The organism is Shewanella mytili, assembly GCF_046765975.1.
Taxonomy (GTDB): Bacteria; Pseudomonadota; Gammaproteobacteria; order Enterobacterales; family Shewanellaceae; genus Shewanella; species Shewanella mytili.
In genome coordinates this window covers 190,641-206,098 of sequence record NZ_JBKOUD010000005.1, presented here as the reverse complement: position 1 = coordinate 206,098, position 15,458 = coordinate 190,641, and the positions used below count along the sequence as shown (strand labels likewise).

At 47.6% G+C, this 15,458-nt stretch carries 9 protein-coding genes and 2 pseudogenes; 1 reads left to right on the top strand and 10 read right to left on the bottom strand.

Annotated features, from left to right (window positions below):
• Positions 1-158, bottom strand: a 158-nt coding sequence (locus ACIDEJ_RS07530) for a transposase (protein WP_411987472.1), incomplete at its 3' end; no start/stop codon positions are given.
• Positions 159-231: 73 nt separating this feature from the next.
• Between ACIDEJ_RS07530 and ACIDEJ_RS07525 the strand changes: the two are divergent.
• Positions 232-597, top strand: a pseudogene (locus tag ACIDEJ_RS07525) (integrase core domain-containing protein); the annotation flags it as partial.
• 562 nt (positions 598-1,159) lie between these two features.
• On the opposite strand, the gene ACIDEJ_RS07520 reads toward ACIDEJ_RS07525, so the two are convergent.
• From ACIDEJ_RS07520 to ACIDEJ_RS07480, 9 genes and pseudogenes are all read right to left on the bottom strand, one after another.
• Positions 1,160-7,834: an FG-GAP-like repeat-containing protein gene (locus tag ACIDEJ_RS07520; RefSeq protein WP_411987466.1), complete on the bottom strand. Its 6,675-nt coding sequence runs from the start codon at positions 7,832-7,834 to the stop codon at positions 1,160-1,162.
• A gap of 197 nt (positions 7,835-8,031) precedes the next feature.
• On the bottom strand, positions 8,032-8,628 hold the full coding sequence (locus ACIDEJ_RS07515) for a tyrosine-type recombinase/integrase (protein ID WP_011790002.1): 597 nt from the start codon (positions 8,626-8,628) through the stop codon (positions 8,032-8,034).
• A gap of 469 nt (positions 8,629-9,097) precedes the next feature.
• A pseudogene (locus ACIDEJ_RS07510) lies at positions 9,098-10,070 on the bottom strand (IS5 family transposase).
• A gap of 407 nt (positions 10,071-10,477) precedes the next feature.
• Positions 10,478-11,722 (bottom strand): tetratricopeptide repeat protein, encoded by a 1,245-nt coding sequence (locus ACIDEJ_RS07505; protein WP_411987465.1) that lies wholly within the window; start codon positions 11,720-11,722, stop codon positions 10,478-10,480.
• A gap of 1 nt (position 11,723) precedes the next feature.
• Entirely contained in the window at positions 11,724-12,341 is a 618-nt protein-coding gene (locus tag ACIDEJ_RS07500) for an energy transducer TonB (RefSeq protein ID WP_411987464.1), read from the bottom strand.
• A 1-nt stretch (position 12,342) separates the two neighbouring features.
• Positions 12,343-12,747, bottom strand: coding sequence for an ExbD/TolR family protein (locus ACIDEJ_RS07495; RefSeq protein ID WP_411987463.1), 405 nt, complete (start codon positions 12,745-12,747; stop codon positions 12,343-12,345).
• A 13-nt stretch (positions 12,748-12,760) separates the two neighbouring features.
• Positions 12,761-13,288: a MotA/TolQ/ExbB proton channel family protein gene (locus ACIDEJ_RS07490; RefSeq protein WP_411987462.1), complete on the bottom strand. Its 528-nt coding sequence runs from the start codon at positions 13,286-13,288 to the stop codon at positions 12,761-12,763.
• A complete protein-coding gene (locus tag ACIDEJ_RS07485; RefSeq protein ID WP_411987461.1) occupies positions 13,288-14,643 on the bottom strand; it encodes a MotA/TolQ/ExbB proton channel family protein in 1,356 nt (451 codons plus the stop codon). Before ACIDEJ_RS07485 ends, ACIDEJ_RS07490 begins: the two co-directional genes overlap by 1 nt.
• A complete protein-coding gene (locus ACIDEJ_RS07480) occupies positions 14,643-15,425 on the bottom strand; it encodes a DUF3450 domain-containing protein (protein WP_411987460.1) in 783 nt (260 codons plus the stop codon). The genes ACIDEJ_RS07485 and ACIDEJ_RS07480 overlap by 1 nt, the downstream gene beginning before the upstream one ends.
• Positions 15,426-15,458 lie beyond the last annotated feature (33 nt).

Here is a 15,458-nt window from a genome sequence, read left to right as displayed (position 1 = left end):
CGTTCTTCTCGCAATTGTTTAACCCATTTGCCCAGAGTTGAATAACCAACTCCCATGGCTTCGGCCGCTTCTCTATTCGTATAACCTTGGTCAACAACCAGTTGTGCTGTTTCCAGTCTGAATTCAGGGCTGAAATTCGGGCCTTGTTTCTTTGTCATTTTGTCACCTAACTTTCTAATGCCGCCATCATAGCAGCTCTAATTAGATGGCCAAATTCAGTATGCCACTACAGTTCAAGATATTTTGGTTGAAAGCATGGAACAGCGCTTCGGAGATGTCCGAGAGTTGCCACATACCGTTGAATGGTTAACCGATAATGGCAGTTGTTATATCGCCGATGAAACACGGCAGTTTGCCAAATCACTTGGTTTTAAGGTGTGCACGACGCCAGTTAGAAGCCCGCAAAGCAACGGCATGGCAGAAGCTTTCGTGAAGACGTTCAAACGAGATTATGTATACCTGAATGACCGTCTAGATGCAGCTACAGTGCTTGTAAAGCTCGCCGAATGGTTTGACGATTACAACAATTACCACCCACACAGTGGATTGAAAATGATGTCACCTAGAGAGTATCGAGCTCTTAAAGTGGCGAGTTAAGCTGTCCGTTTTAGTGGGGGCAACTACATTCAGGTTCTCCGTAACTTTCGAGATTATAACCCAAAGCGGGAATGTTTTGGAGATGGTGAAGATTGCTAGTAATGCTGAAGTAGGTGTGAAGTTGTGATGATGTAAATATTGAAACGGGTGAAAATGATCAAATTACCAGCTTTGCTGGTAATTTGATCATTTTTAAATATTTGAAGGTTATGGAGATGTAAAGGACTCTATCACCTCAGACTTTGTGAAGTTTTTTTGCCCATCCACATACAGATAAATTATGATTGCAGAATCTACCTGCTTGTTACTCGATGTGTCCCTGATGATGCACTGGTATCGATTCGCATACTTATCATAGGTAAACATTATCTTGTTTTCCTTTAAAAAGGACTCTATTTCTGCGCTTGAATCACCCAGCGTAAGATGTTCTTTTATTAACTTTTCAACCTGTGCGGTGGTCACTTGGTCATCTCCCTTGCAAGAAGTCAGTAGTAGACAAACAGTGATGATGCAGCCAAGCAAGCGGTGTCTTATATTACACATATCTTATCCTTTTCAATTGCTACTTTAAGTACGACAATTTTTTCGTATCAGCCCTTCCAGATTCCCATCCGGGCGACCACACTTTAGGTGTTGGCCTTTTAAACCCAAGGCTTTCAACAAACGTAAAGGCATAAGAATTACTGTTAAAACTCGGCTTGTAGGGAATTGAGTTGCTATTCGTTACTTTGGCAAATTCATGCATTCGAGAAACAGCTTCAGCAAATGTTATCTTTATTTTACCAACATGTTGCGTCGTATGGACCTTATCAGGGCTATCTCGGAAAGTCTTATCGTAAACACCCGATTCTGCCCTTATAGTCCCAAGACCCACTCCTGAACCGCCCTCATCAGTTTTAAACAAGCTAGGCCCTGCGCGAGTGGCGTATTGCTCTCCTGTTAAAGGGTCGGTAACTATAACCAGAGCATGATTGGTTCCCATTCCGACAGGAGTATCTGTATAACCTAACGAGATGTTAACCGACTGGCTTGAAGGGGTGCATGCTGCACCTCCCCCAACACAGGCGGTTTCGGTTCCATTGAACTCTACCGCTTCTCTATTTGTGGAGTCGACTGAAGGATTGTTTCCTCCACTGGTACCACTGCCCCAACTCTTATTCGCATTCTGCTTCGGAGAACCTATAGCCTCGGTTTTTTGTGTGCCTTTTGCTAAGCTCGATTGCCGATTTGAACCATTACCGCTTATATCGTAAATGACTGTCCAGCCTGAGCCACGGCCACTGCCGTCCATTCGCCTCTTTTTCTCTTCTGGCTTAGGACATCCATTGATGTTATTAGGGCATTCGGCATAATACCCCGTTGGGTCTATGCCTGCGAGGGGGTTGTTCATAATGTAGCTGTAGGGGTTGACACTCTGGGTTGAGGTCGGACTCTGTATAAACGGGTCCACGCTCATAAATCTGCCAAGGTTGTAGTCGTAAATCCGCCCGTTCATATGAATTAACTGCTGTTCATTCAGGTGCTCGTGGTTGGTGAAGCCGCGGCGGTTTTTATTGTTGATATCCAAATCCTGCAGCTTTGATTGCAGTGTATTTTTATTCGCCATATCAGTACGATGCCCACCGCCTGTCGATGCGGTTCGACCAAAGGGGTCAAAATAGCGTTGACTAACGATATTGCCATTTTGGTCCGCTAGAGTAGTGGCACTGCCCAATCTGTCTTTGAGGGTAAATTGCAGTAAATGACCACGCTGTGGGGTATAACTGAGTACCGCGATATCATCAAGGTAGGCACGCCAACTGCCATCACTGTCGGCTTCGTAGTACTTATCGACATAATAGGTAGTTGTCGTCGTGTTACCAACAGTGCGGTTTTGCTTGGCGCGAATATTATCGCTGCCATAGACAAAGCTTGTGGTGGCCCCACGGCCAGAGACACTCAAGGGTTTATCCATGGCGTTGTAGGTCATGGATAAGCCATCACCCACACGTAAATTACCGCGATTATCGTATTGAAAACTCACCGTCGTGCCATTGAGTTTAGTTAGCTGACATACGGCATTGGGGCCGGCATTATTGCCCGCAGCACAGCTGGCGCTGCCGCCATAACGGTAGGCCGTGGTGCTATTGGCGCTGTAGTCGGTTTTCTTAAGGAAGTTACCGACCTTATCGTAGGCATAGTTAACCGTGGCGCTAAAGGTCGGGTTGGTATTGTTAAACTGATACTCCGTTAGGCGATTAAGTGTGTCATAACGGTAGCTTTTGTTGAGCCCTGTGACGCCATTACGCTCACTGATGAGGTTCATAAACTCATCATAGCCGTCATAGTAGTGCGCATGAATCCGCCCCAGCGGGCCATCCACTTCGACACTTGCCATGGTGCCTTCGCTGTAATAGCTACGAGATTCTGACATCGCCCGGTTAGCAAGGTCTGCGCCCGTGATATGGCCCGCTTCATCCATGGCAGTGATGTGACGATACACATAGCCAGAGGCAGCATTACTGGTCTGCTCAAGGTAACCGTAATCGTTATAGACATATTTGAGGGTTAAGCCGTTCGGATACTCCATGGCTTTTGGTCTGCCATAGAAGCCATCGTACTGATGCTTAACTGTGCGACTAGTGCTATCGACTGTGACCGTGGTTTGTGCCAGTTGCAGTGCAGTTGTGTAGGCATAAGTGCGAGCGACGCCGTTTTCAGTTTCAGAAGTGAGTAAGCCTTGTTTGAGCGTGTCCCACACAAAGGTCGCTGTACTTGGTGCACTGCCGCCCGTGGTGGTTTTACTGGTGACACGCCCCAGCACATCCAGTACATAGGTCTGTACCACGCCATTGGCATCGGTTTGCTTATCCAGTTCGCCTACACTGTTGTAACCGAAGACTGTGGTGCCCTGGTTAGGGTCGATAACTTGGGTTTTATGGCCAAAACCGTTGTAAGTTGCTTTGATATCACTATTGTTAGCATCGCGGATAACTAACGGTCTGCCCGCGCTATCGTAGGCAAAGCGGTTAGTCCCATTTTGGGCATCCACCGTTTCATACAGCCAGCCTTGACTGCCATAGGTACGTGACATCAAGCGTCCTTCGACATTGATATCCGTGGTTAACCCGTTATAGGTGTATAGGGACTCTAGCCCACCGGAGCGCCCATTAGGAATTGTGCGTCTGCCGGGTCTATCGAGTGCGTCAAAATCACTGAACTCGGTATAGTCTGCCGCCGTGCCGTTACCATAGGGCGTCGATTCTCGGATTAAGCGCCCAAGTGCATCATAATGCTTATCCTGATACTGATACCCCCCATCAAAGCCTTGGGTTGCCGTGCGCAGTAAGCGACCTTGACCGTCAACATATTGCTCCGTTTCGGGGATACCGGCACCACTGGTGCGGGTCATCACCACAGGAATATTGTCGTTGTCCTGCGGCGGATTATTGCCCTCATTGGCGAGTAAATAGCGCAAATAGCGGGTTGGGCTACCCGTCTGTTTAACCTGCACCGGACGACCAATACCATCGTACTCGGTTTGAGTGATGATATTGTTGGGCGCTATCACTTTGGTGGGGAGTCCTAGCCCCATATCGTATTCGGTTGTGGTGATATGGCCCTTGGCATTGGTGACCTTGTAAGGCAGATAGCCATCGTCAGCCTGAGTTGTACCGTCTTTGGTGTAAGTAAAGCTGGTTTGCCTTGCCGGCAAGGAGCTGCACGTACTGCTTTGCCCTGTGGTTTTAGTCCACAGTGGCAGACCGTAACTGTTTAATCCAGTTTCTTCGATGCGATTGCAACTGCTATTACTGGCGGTATAGGTCATCTTGATGGGGAGGCGATGCACACTATCCCAGGTACTGACCGTTTGCAATTGCCACTGCGCTTTATCCATCGTGCCAACCGGGTCGTCCCCCCAGTTACGCTGCGCAGCATTGTGGGTCGTGCGTGTCCAGTTGAACTTATTCAGCCACCAGTTATTCACATCAACGGCAAAGCTGGTTTCAATCATACTGCTGTAAGTGTTGGCTTGCCCTTTAATGTAATCAGTCACGGTTTGAGTTTGCTTACTAATATTGCCCCATGCGTCCACATCACTAGGATTGACTTGGGTTTCGGTCTTGGACAGGGGTATCCCCTGTAAATCCCACCGCTGCTTCACCGCAGACACAGGGTAAACCCACTGCGTCCCTGTTGGAGTGGTGACTAAGGTGTCATAGTCAATCTGCTCGCGGACCAACGGTGTCTGCTTACAAGCATATTCCGGTTCACTACTGAGGCACACTCGAGACTCTTGCAGTTTTCCGGTTAAAGGAAATAATTGATGGTATTCGTGAATGCTGCGCAGGCCGCGGTCAACATCATCGGCAATGATGGCTCGAAACCCTTGAAAGCCTCTGCCTGCGCGATTATAGATGGCCTCTCTATAGTGGTATTGCGTCTGCCGCGTGCCTCCGCGCCCGTTATCACTAAAGCTGTCGCTCACCACATACATCGATGACGTAAAGTAAAAATGCGTTCTGCTTGGGTCGTTATCAATATACCGCTCTGAGGGGACTTGATAAAACGGCGTACTCTCAATGCGCCCTGTGAGCACCCGCGACAAAGGGGCGTAATCCCATCGATAGGATTTGCCGAGACCATCTTGGACTTCATACACAGTATCAACTAACTTGCCGCGGTCTGTCCCTTCGCCCGCCTGATTGTATTGCTCAAAATACCCACCGGCATAGGGTGGCGAACCGCTCGCAAAGTACATCGACAAGTTCGCATAATAGTAAGGTTGGCCCGCGACATTGATGTACTGGCCCCTACCTGCGATTTGGTTGTAGTTAGTTATCATTTGATAACTAAAATCAGCAAAACCATTGTTATCAATATCGTTAATCATCAAGCCGAGTGAACGGTCACCGTTTCGAATAAATAACGACTGGATGGGCGCATAAACCACATTGGGTATTTCGCGACCGATAGTGGCGCCTACACTACTGTCTTTAAAATCGAGTACCGTCCAATGAAAGCGCCTAGCGTCATAGCGAGACCAGTCAATGTCAATTTCAAGCCATGGATGGCTACTCAAGTTGACTTCACTGCGGTGCAAATCATCGTTGCAAACCGTGACATGATAGGGCTCTTGCGAGCCACTATTGCTAGGATTACCTGAAAATCTCACGCACACATTGTCTTGACTGTGCGTGGCAACCAGCAGTTCATCCACGCCGTCACTGTCAATATCGGCAACGCGCAGCCCGCCCCAGCGTGATTGTATTCGTGTGGTGCCATTTTGGTAGGCTTGGTAGGCATGAATACCCGTCCCTGTTCCTAAGCTGCGTTCTGGAGAAAAGGTGCGATTACCGCGATTTTCCCGTACCTGCCAACTGAAGCTGCTGCCCACTTGTAGTGCGCGAATATAATCAGATAAACCATCACCATTGATATCAGCAAACACATACTCATTGTTAACATGATTGGTGGGTAGTCCTAGCGTTGCACTGGATACCGCGGTCCCAAGGGTTAACAAGCCGCTGGATGAAATACTGCCAAACTGGACACTGATTTGCTCGGAGGCGTTAGCAAGACGCAAGGTCTTGACCACATCCATCACACCATCACCGTCCATATCCATATAGCGTATCTGCTCAAGATAGCTCTTGCCCTCATAGGTTGTCTTGCTGCGCGTTGTGAGTAAGTGAGGGCCTGAAAAACTCGGTGTCACTCCACCTTGATGTTGGTAGTAATAAACCTTGTGGTCAGCCCCGATAAAGGCAAAATCTTGCTGACCATCACCATTCAAATCTAAAATCTGTAGCGTGGCCCCTACACCAGAGGGGTTAGTCCAAAAGGCGCTCGGCAGTATGACATTCGTGGGAATGAGGGGTTGCGGGACTAAGTCCTGGTTAAATTGGAACAGGCTTACTTGCCCACTTGTGCGATTGACGATGAAAAAATCACTAATGCCATCACCATTCAGGTCTCCTTGTGGGTAATAAAAGATACCGTTAGCAATATCACTTGACTGCGCCGAGGCGTCATAGGCTAGGGTGTAATCACCACTCGCTTGTCGTTGGTAAATCTTCACCAAATAGCTGATTAATTTATCTGTCCTATCGTATTGCGCACTCAGGTGAACGAGCTCTTGAATACCATCACCGTTTAAATCCATCTGACGCGTCTGGTCGTGGCGACCATTACCCGCGACAGGGCTGATAACGCGATGGGCACTACTGCTGGAATCCCGGCTATCCCACGCTAACAGCGGGGCGTAGCTCCGTAAATCCGTTGCGGCTTTACACTGACCTTGGTAACACTCTTTTATTGATTGCAGCAACGAGCGTTGAGTGTGTGAACTCGTGTCATACGCCAATTCATATCGGCGTAGTGGGATACTATCTAGCTGTGACTCAATCGCCTTAAGGCGTAGGGTGGAGCGGATAAGTCCGCCGGCGAGATAATGGCGAGCTTGGTCTGGCCGCGTTTCATACTGAAATGCCACTTTGCGATTACCGACACTTGACTGATACCCGGTGTAATCAATCGCGCTGAGTACATACTCACCACTGCCTGCATTGAGATAGGTATAAGTGAGGGTGTTGCCCGCACGGTCTTGTTGTTTATTGATGGCCCACGTCATGGGTAACGTGTGCCCTAGGGCAATATGCCGACTGTCGGTTGTCCCGCCATAAGTTGCCACGATATTGTCTTTACGCTCGACGACAAAGTAGGTTGTTGCACTGGTTAACGCGCCGTATTGGGTGACTCTGACAAATTGATCTAACTCGGTACGATATTGCGCGCCTGATGTGCCATATTGGCCACTGACAGCCATTAACTTTTGCCCATCGAGACACAAACGGTCGCTGGCGCTCATGATAACTGCACGACTCTGCCCCTCTTGAGCAACCGTGGTATCACAACGGTGCAACGCAGAACCCGCCGTCACTGACCAGCCTACACCCGCAATCCCCGGTCCCGAGCGTGAGGAATAATCAAGACTCACCGCTGGCTGCATCCCATTGCGCCCAGGTGGAATGTCGATAGGCACAGAAAAAACAGCGGCGCCACCGGAGACGCTCGCCTGCCCATTAACCGCCGACGCTCGAAAATCAATGGTCTCAGAAGGCGCGCGGTCACTGCCGCCTGCATCAGCAACCGTCACCCGCGATAGGTTTTTCCAATCACTGCCAAGCGCAGGTAAGCTAACTGCGAATAAGGCTATAAAAATAGTAAAAACTGATTTACGTCGCTGTGGCAACATGGCATTCCTTTGGATTAAGTTTTCTTTTTTGTCAAATCAAAATACAAAAATGAATACATGATTGCAACACATCAAAAACAAACAACTAACTTAAGTGTTTGCGAATCAAAGTTGCAATGGGGCTGACTTCGGTAAATTGGGGATGTTTTTTGAAAACCAAGGCAATGGTGCTGAATATGGCCACTGCCTTTATCCATTTATACCTCAATGGATTCCGATATGCGCAGTGCATCTTCAATCTCAACACCTAAATAGCGGACGGTGTTATCTAACTTGACATGGCCAAGTAATATTTGAATAGCTCGAATATCTTTTGTTCTACGGTAAATCAGCGTGGCTTTGGTTCGGCGCAGTGAATGCGTGCCGTACAATTCACTATTTTGGCCTAACTGACGCGCCCAGTTTTTGACTATCGCGCGGTAATAGCTATAACTCATCGGTTGATGAGCACACCTTGGGCTGGGAAATAAGTAATCCTCTGCGATGAGCCGCTTTTCAAGTAACCAAGAAGTCAAACAATGTTGGGTTGGTGGTGTAATTTCAAACTGCACTTCACGGTGGGTTTTACGTTGCGTTAAGCGCACGCGCGGATTAATGATGCCTGCTGAGGTAATGTCTTGAACTTTCAAATGCAGTAAGTCACAAGCGCGCAATTTTGAATCAATCGCTAAATTAAGTAACGCTAACTCTGCAATATTATGCTCTAACTCTAACCGAGTGCGAATGCGCCAAATCTCTTCCAATTTAAAAGGTCGTTTTTGTCCCATGGGATGACCTTTATTCCAAGCGTCCATACAAACCTCCTCAGGTTGTGATGAATAGACACTTAAATTTTAGGAAACGGTGCGCTTAATTGGACACATATGGATTATAAAATCTCATGCATAAATGAAATTAAAGCGGTGTCTAAAAATGGAGTGCTGAATTGCTTTGGGCATTTTCGATTTAGAAATGGCAGCTGTGGGATAACAAAATAGTTCTAAAGTAAATCAGCTGTTACGCCCGATTCTTTGCCTCTGCCTTCACAAAAAATGACAATTTAGTTCTAAATTAAATCAGTTCAACTCAAAACAGATGAGCTAAATTTATGACAAAAAAGTTCTAAAATGAACACTAAGGAAACTGCGAACAAGTCCTGCAATTTAGGTATCGAGCGAGGTTTTGAGCGGCCCGCCTGATTTTTGAACGCTAAGTGTTCAATTTTAGCCAACATACTGCCGTTTTACGCCGAATTTCGACCTAATTCCAAGCTGTTCCCGGATTTCAGACAGATCTTGGCTGTCGTCGTAACATCTGGTCTACTTTAAACAGGTTCGCCAAGGTGAATAGCATGGCTAACTGTGAGTCATTTTTCGTCAGCCCTTTATAGCGTGCTTTGATAAAGCCGAACTGACATTTGATGATCCGGAACGGGTGTTCTACCTTCGCCCGAATACTGGCTTTTAAATACTCGATGTTGATAGCGGTTTTATTCTTGCGGGGATGCTTCTTCAGCACCCGAACTTTGCCGGGACGCTCTGCTATCAGCCATTCCACATTAGTATCTTTCAGCTCTTCGCGTTTTTCCGCGCCTTGATAACCAGCATCACCAGAGATGAATTCCTCGTCGCCATGCAACAGATTTTTCAACTGGTTCAAGTCATGTTCATTGGCGGCGGTTGTCACCAGCGTATGGGTGAGGCCACTCTTTGCATCCACGCCAATGTGAGCTTTCATACCGAAGTGCCATTCATTGCCTTTTTTAGTCGGGTCACGTTCATTCTTTTTATTTTTAGTGGAGCTGGGTGCTTGAATAATCGTTGCATCTACCAATGTTCCTTGCGTCATCATCACACCGCAATCCGACAGCCATTGATTGACCGTTTGGAATAACTTACGAGTGAGTTTGTGTTTTTCCAGCAAGTGCCGGAAATTCATAATGGTAGTGCGGTCAGGAATGGCTTTATCCAGTGACAGTTGTGCAAACTGACGCATCGAAGCAATCTCGTAAAGCGCATCTTCCATCGCCTCATCACTCAGACTGTACCATTGCTGCATACATACAGTGAATGCGGAACATCGTTTCTAGTGGATACGGACGACGACCATTGCCCGCTTTTGGATAAAAGGGCTCAATCACTTCCTGCAGTTGAGTCCATGGTAACAGGTTGTCCATCCGAGATAAGAAAATCTCTTTACGGGTCTGGCGGCGCTTGCTGGAAAACTCACTATCGGCAAAAGTTAACTGTTGGCTCATGGGCGGTAATGGCTGTGATTTACTATGTAGCTATGATCTCACATCAGGGACTTATTCGCATCTTCCCTAACAAGGTTTTGTCCAGAAACGTGTTTCAGCGGGTGGTCAAGAAAAATCATAAATGCCTAGCGAGTAGTGAGCTGTGCGAGCGTAAGGAGTGGCTTTATTATTTTACTTTACCATCACTTCCCTTAAATACCCTTTTGGCAGGGTGATGGTTTCACGCAGTGATGCCATCGCCTTGCTAAGCCTTCAGGGATAAAAAGCGTACACACCAATATACATAGTATGTACGCTTTACATATCAACAAGAAGTGTTGCCAGTAAAGGGCTGTCACTCACTCACGCGCAAATAGACATGGTTTTTACTGTATACTCCTTTCGGGGCTTTTTGAGGTCAATCGCATTTACAACGAAACGTTATGAATGCGCGCCTTGTCTTTAATATAGGCAATATAGTTGTTGGCACTCTTGGCGGTTTTTTTATCCTTGGCAGCAAGCCCGGCATAACGATATGCCTGCTTGTACTGCTTCAGGCTCAAGTATGACAACATCAGCTCGTACTGCGCTTCACCGGGATTGTCCAGACCTGATTTCAATGCCTGTTCAAACACGGGAATAGATGCCTTGTATTTCTGCTGCATGGACAACAACCGCCCCTGCTTCAAATACAATTTGCCGTCATTTGCCATTGCCGCTGCCTGACCATAATAATCGGCCGCTTTTTTCAGCTCTTTCGCCTGATGGAAAAAGCCGGCAATCATGTTCAGGTGTTTTTCATCCTTGGGGATCAAGCCACTCTTGATATGCTTTTCAAAAATGACCGCACCGCGATACGGCGCCCCTTTAGATGACAACAACTGACACAGACGTATGATGTTATCCGGTTTTTCCAAGAAACCGCCTTCGTAGGCAATTTCATAGGTGGCCAGAGAACGATCATAATCTTCCGTTAACAGATAAAGCTGGGCCAACTGGATCCACAAACGTTTATCTTCGGGAAACAGCGGCACCATGGTTTCCAGTACCCCAACAGCTTTTTTGTACTGTTTCAAGTTAAACAGTGACTGAAATTTCAGCTGATACAGACCTTTGTCCGGTTTTTCCATCAAGGAAATACCTTCATCCACGGTCTTGAGTACATTGTCCCATTGCTGCATTTCTGTGTAGGCAATCGCCATGCGACGGTATACAACCGCATCTTTTTTACAGGTGAAAGCCATCCATTTACGATAATAGACAATGGCTTCCTTGAATTTCTTTTCCTGCAATAACAGATCGGAGTACAACCGCAAGGTAGAGGCATGATCAACGCCACCGAGTACATCAGCATCCACCGCCACTTTCAGGAACTTGATGGCTTTATCCATCTGCCCTTTTTCAGCGTAGAAGTTACCCAGCATGCGATCGACATACGCTTTGTCAAATTCGCCGCGTGGAGATGCTTCCAGCAAAATGGCAATGGCATCATCCAGCTTGCTGGCCTGATAGGCTTCAAAAGCCTTCTGTACTTTTCGTGCCGATGATTCACCCACAGCCTTGGACTGCCTTAAATCAATGGGGCACTTTTCTGCTGCAACAGCGGTATTCATCACCACACTGCCAGAAAATGTCAGCAATAAAGCTGCAGCAAGTTTTGTGACTTTATGCATCTTAGTTGCCTCCATTCAGTTTAAAGTCCAACTGAACTTTCTGACCAGGTTGTCTACGTGGCTTGCCGTCAACAATCTTTGGTTTGTATTTCCACTTCCTCAGCGCGCGAATCGCTTCACGGTCAAAGATGCGCTTAGGTTCTGCCGCTATCACTTTTACATCATCCACACTACCGGTTTCTGTAATGGTGAAACTCAACTGAACCCAACCCTCTTTGCCATCACGAGCTGCGGCAACAGGATACTGTGGTTCGATACGCACAATAGGTGTGGCATCGCCATCACGAGTCATCATGTTACCCAGCTTGAAGCCTGTGCTCGCTGGGCCAGAAGCTACCGAGCCAAAACTGAAACTCATAGAAGTATCAATGTTGGACGAACTATCAGGTGGAATCTCTTCCATCTGAGGCGGTTGCTCTGGTGGTGGTGGTGGTTTAGGGGTTTCTCTGACCTTCTTCTGCGCCTGTGAGTCCTGCTTATCCATTGTGATCTCAATGACCGGCGAGTCAGTGGAGGTTTCAGCGCGCTTAGCGCCTCCACCCACCAGAGTAGCCATAAACCAAAACAGACCAAATGTAACAGCAGCACCAATAAGTATCGATACTAGTGCTCTAAACATATCAGTCTTTCCCCGCAGATACCGAGATCTTGTCTACGCCAGCGGCTTTGACCTGATCCATGACCCGAATAACCAAACCATGTTTGGCTTCTTTGTCAGCCTGGATCAATACCGCAGCTTCTGGCGCTTCTGCCAGCATACGTTCAACGTTTGCTGACACCCGTTCAATATCAACCTGCCGGTTTTCCATCATGATCAGACCAGTTTTGCTGATGCCGATAAAGATGTTAGCCGAAGGTTTAGATGTCGCATGTGCCGCTTCAGGCTTGTTGTACTCCAATCCTGACGGTTTCACAAACGACGTAGTCACAATGAAGAAGATCAACATAATGAACACGATGTCGAGCATCGGGGTCATATCGATCTGTGCTTCTTCATCCACACTGGAATGTTTCTTACGTGCCATGTTCAATCTCTCTCTAGTGCTGAGGCAGTCTGTCTTTCAACTTTTCCATACGGATTTTCATCTTGGCATCGAGACGAGTGCTAAAAAACACCCCAGACAACGCTGCTACCATTCCCGCCATTGTCGGCATGGTGGCTAATGAAATACCCGCAGCCATCAGACGAGCATTACTCGTCCCCTGAACTGCCATCACGTCGAACACTGATACCATCCCAGTAACCGTACCTAACAGCCCGATCATCGGACAGATAGCGACCAAGGTCTTAATAATCAGCATACGAGCAGTCATCTCTTGACTTGCCTGGGACACCCAGGCTTCACGGATGCGGTGTGCATACCAAGAGTGTCTATCTTCTCTGGCATTCCATGTGGCAATGATCTGCTTATGAGCTTTCGGCGCTACCCAATTCACATACCAGTAGCGTTCAAGCATCAATACCCACATGAGAAACAGCACCGCGGCTACCAGCCAGAGAATATCTCCCCCGGCAGCCATGAAGCCCCTGACGGATGCCCAAATGTCCATCAGGTATAGCATCATCAGTCAGCCCTCTTCTCTGCGTGTTCAGCAATCAAACCAGCACTTTGTTCTTCAAGGATTTGAACCACGGATTTACTACGTGCAACCACAATGGCATGTACCAGCATCAGTGGCAGTGCCGCAATCAGACCCTGCACGGTAGTGACCAATGCCATGGAAATACCACCGGCCATCAGTTTTGGATCGCCAGTACCAAACAGCTGAATGGTTTGGAAGGTTGCAATCATACCGGTTACCGTACCCAACAGACCCATCATAGGCGCGATGGCGGCCATCACTTTAATGATGGAGATGCGGGCTTCCAGTGCTGGCGTTTCTTTCAGGATGGCTTCATCCAGTTTCAGTTCCAGCGTTTCTACATCGATATCCTTGTTATCGAAGTAAACTTTCAGCACGCGACCCAGCGGGTTATTACCGGGTTTATCAATGTGTTTTGCCTGAGATTTCACTTTTGCGGCAACGATGGTCAAGGTGATCAAGCGCTCAAGAGAGATCAACAGACCCAGAGCCAGAATCCCCATGATGATGTAACCAATCACGCCACCGGCTTCGATACGGTCTTCAATGCTGGCTTTCTGGGTGAAGATGTTCAGCAGTGCACCACGACCCGGATCGATATAGACCTTGGCAGCACCAGAAGCGGTGTTCTCGAAGGAGGCAGCGGCACTTACCATGTAACCTTCAGGCTGCTGTGACAGTTCCTGAATCAAGTTCAGATTGGAATTCCACACCACATATTTGCCATCGGCAATCAGGTTGAAGGCACCGATACGGGTAATGGCGGTGTTGTGCACATTGCCATCGATATCGGTTACGGAAGCATCAAACTTCACAACCTTACCGCTTTGGTTCATTTCAAACAGTTCTTCTTCCCAGAACTTTTCCAGTTCTTCGATTTTCGGCAACTGTTTGCGTGAACCCAGATCAGAGATGAATTTGTCACGGCCAGGATACTGTGCACTCACATTGGAGTTGATCAGTTTGCCGGCGAAATCACCCGCTTCGCCTTTGACCACACCAAACATTTCACCCAAGTCACCTTGAGCTGTTTTCAGGTCATCTTCCAACTGGGCGATTTTGTGCTCGTTGTCGGTGAAACGCTGGTTTAAATCTTCACCGCGTTTTTTCTCTGCGGCCAACGCATTTTTTTCACGTTGCAACAGTGCGGCTTTATCACCACGTTCGGCACGGAATTCAGCTTCACGCTGAGTATTAACCTTACCCTGAGCGGCTCTTTCAGTTTTGATTTGTTGCAGCAACTGATCAATGGTTTTAGGGGCGTCAGCAGCGCTAACCATACCAGAGGCCAGGGAGAAACTTGCAGCAACCAGCGCTGTAGTGATTAACTTCTTCATTATTTAGCAGCCTCCGCAGCTGGAATTGGTAACGCAAACAGATCCATTGCCCCTTGTTTACGGGCAATACGAATGCCTTTGGTGATGTCACGCAGATAGCTGTCGTCCAGCTTTTCCCAAGCTTTGGTTTCAGCGTTGTACATCCAGGCAGTTTTCTGATCCAGACTCTGTGCATACAGAGCCACACGTCCCAAACGGAAGAAGTCAACCAGCACTTCTTTGCCATCCAGATTCAGCTTGCCGGTTTCCACATCCACGAAGTTACCGTAATCACGTTCGATGCTGTAAGCATCCAGGATCATACGGAATTTTTCTGCGAGGGTAACATCGGCGCTGTTAAGCAGGTTTTTGAGGTTTTCCACACGTTCGTGGCGATCTTCGGTTCTGAAAGGAAGATCTAACGCAACAAACTTCTCCAGTGCGCTCACCATTTTGAACATCAAAGGCACAACACCCTGACGCAGTTTGTCTACGCCATTAATGTCATCCTGAATACCTTTCATGGTGCTTTCCTGGTCTGCAACCAGGGTCGCCAGATAATCGTTATAGGCTTTCAGCGATTCTCTTTGATCTGCCACGCCAGAGTACTCAAACAGCATGTCTTGAGCCTGATCGAAATATTTATCGATCTTATTCTGAGACGCTGCTGCATCTGTATGTACCTTTACGGCTGCTTTTTGGGCATCGGCAAGAGGATCGGCAACAACGAAGTTGCTACTCGCTAACGCCAGCGCGCCAACAAGCGCAGAAGCGATTTTGGTTCTATTGCTTACCTTGGACATAGTTCCCAACCAATTTGAAGTGAATAAATAGGT

Bases quoted from the DNA above. Each gene is read 5' to 3' on its own strand.
- ACIDEJ_RS07520 (WP_411987466.1), bottom strand. From the start codon at position 7,834: ATGTTGCCACAGCGACGTAAATCAGTTTTTACTATTTTTATAGCCTTA.
- ACIDEJ_RS07515 (WP_011790002.1), bottom strand. From the start codon at position 8,628: ATGGACGCTTGGAATAAAGGTCATCCCATGGGACAAAAACGACCTTTT.
- ACIDEJ_RS07505 (WP_411987465.1), bottom strand. From the start codon at position 11,722: ATGCATAAAGTCACAAAACTTGCTGCAGCTTTATTGCTGACATTTTCT.
- ACIDEJ_RS07500 (WP_411987464.1), bottom strand. From the start codon at position 12,341: ATGTTTAGAGCACTAGTATCGATACTTATTGGTGCTGCTGTTACATTT.
- ACIDEJ_RS07495 (WP_411987463.1), bottom strand. From the start codon at position 12,747: ATGGCACGTAAGAAACATTCCAGTGTGGATGAAGAAGCACAGATCGAT.
- ACIDEJ_RS07490 (WP_411987462.1), bottom strand. From the start codon at position 13,288: ATGATGCTATACCTGATGGACATTTGGGCATCCGTCAGGGGCTTCATG.
- ACIDEJ_RS07485 (WP_411987461.1), bottom strand. From the start codon at position 14,643: ATGAAGAAGTTAATCACTACAGCGCTGGTTGCTGCAAGTTTCTCCCTG.
- ACIDEJ_RS07480 (WP_411987460.1), bottom strand. From the start codon at position 15,425: ATGTCCAAGGTAAGCAATAGAACCAAAATCGCTTCTGCGCTTGTTGGC.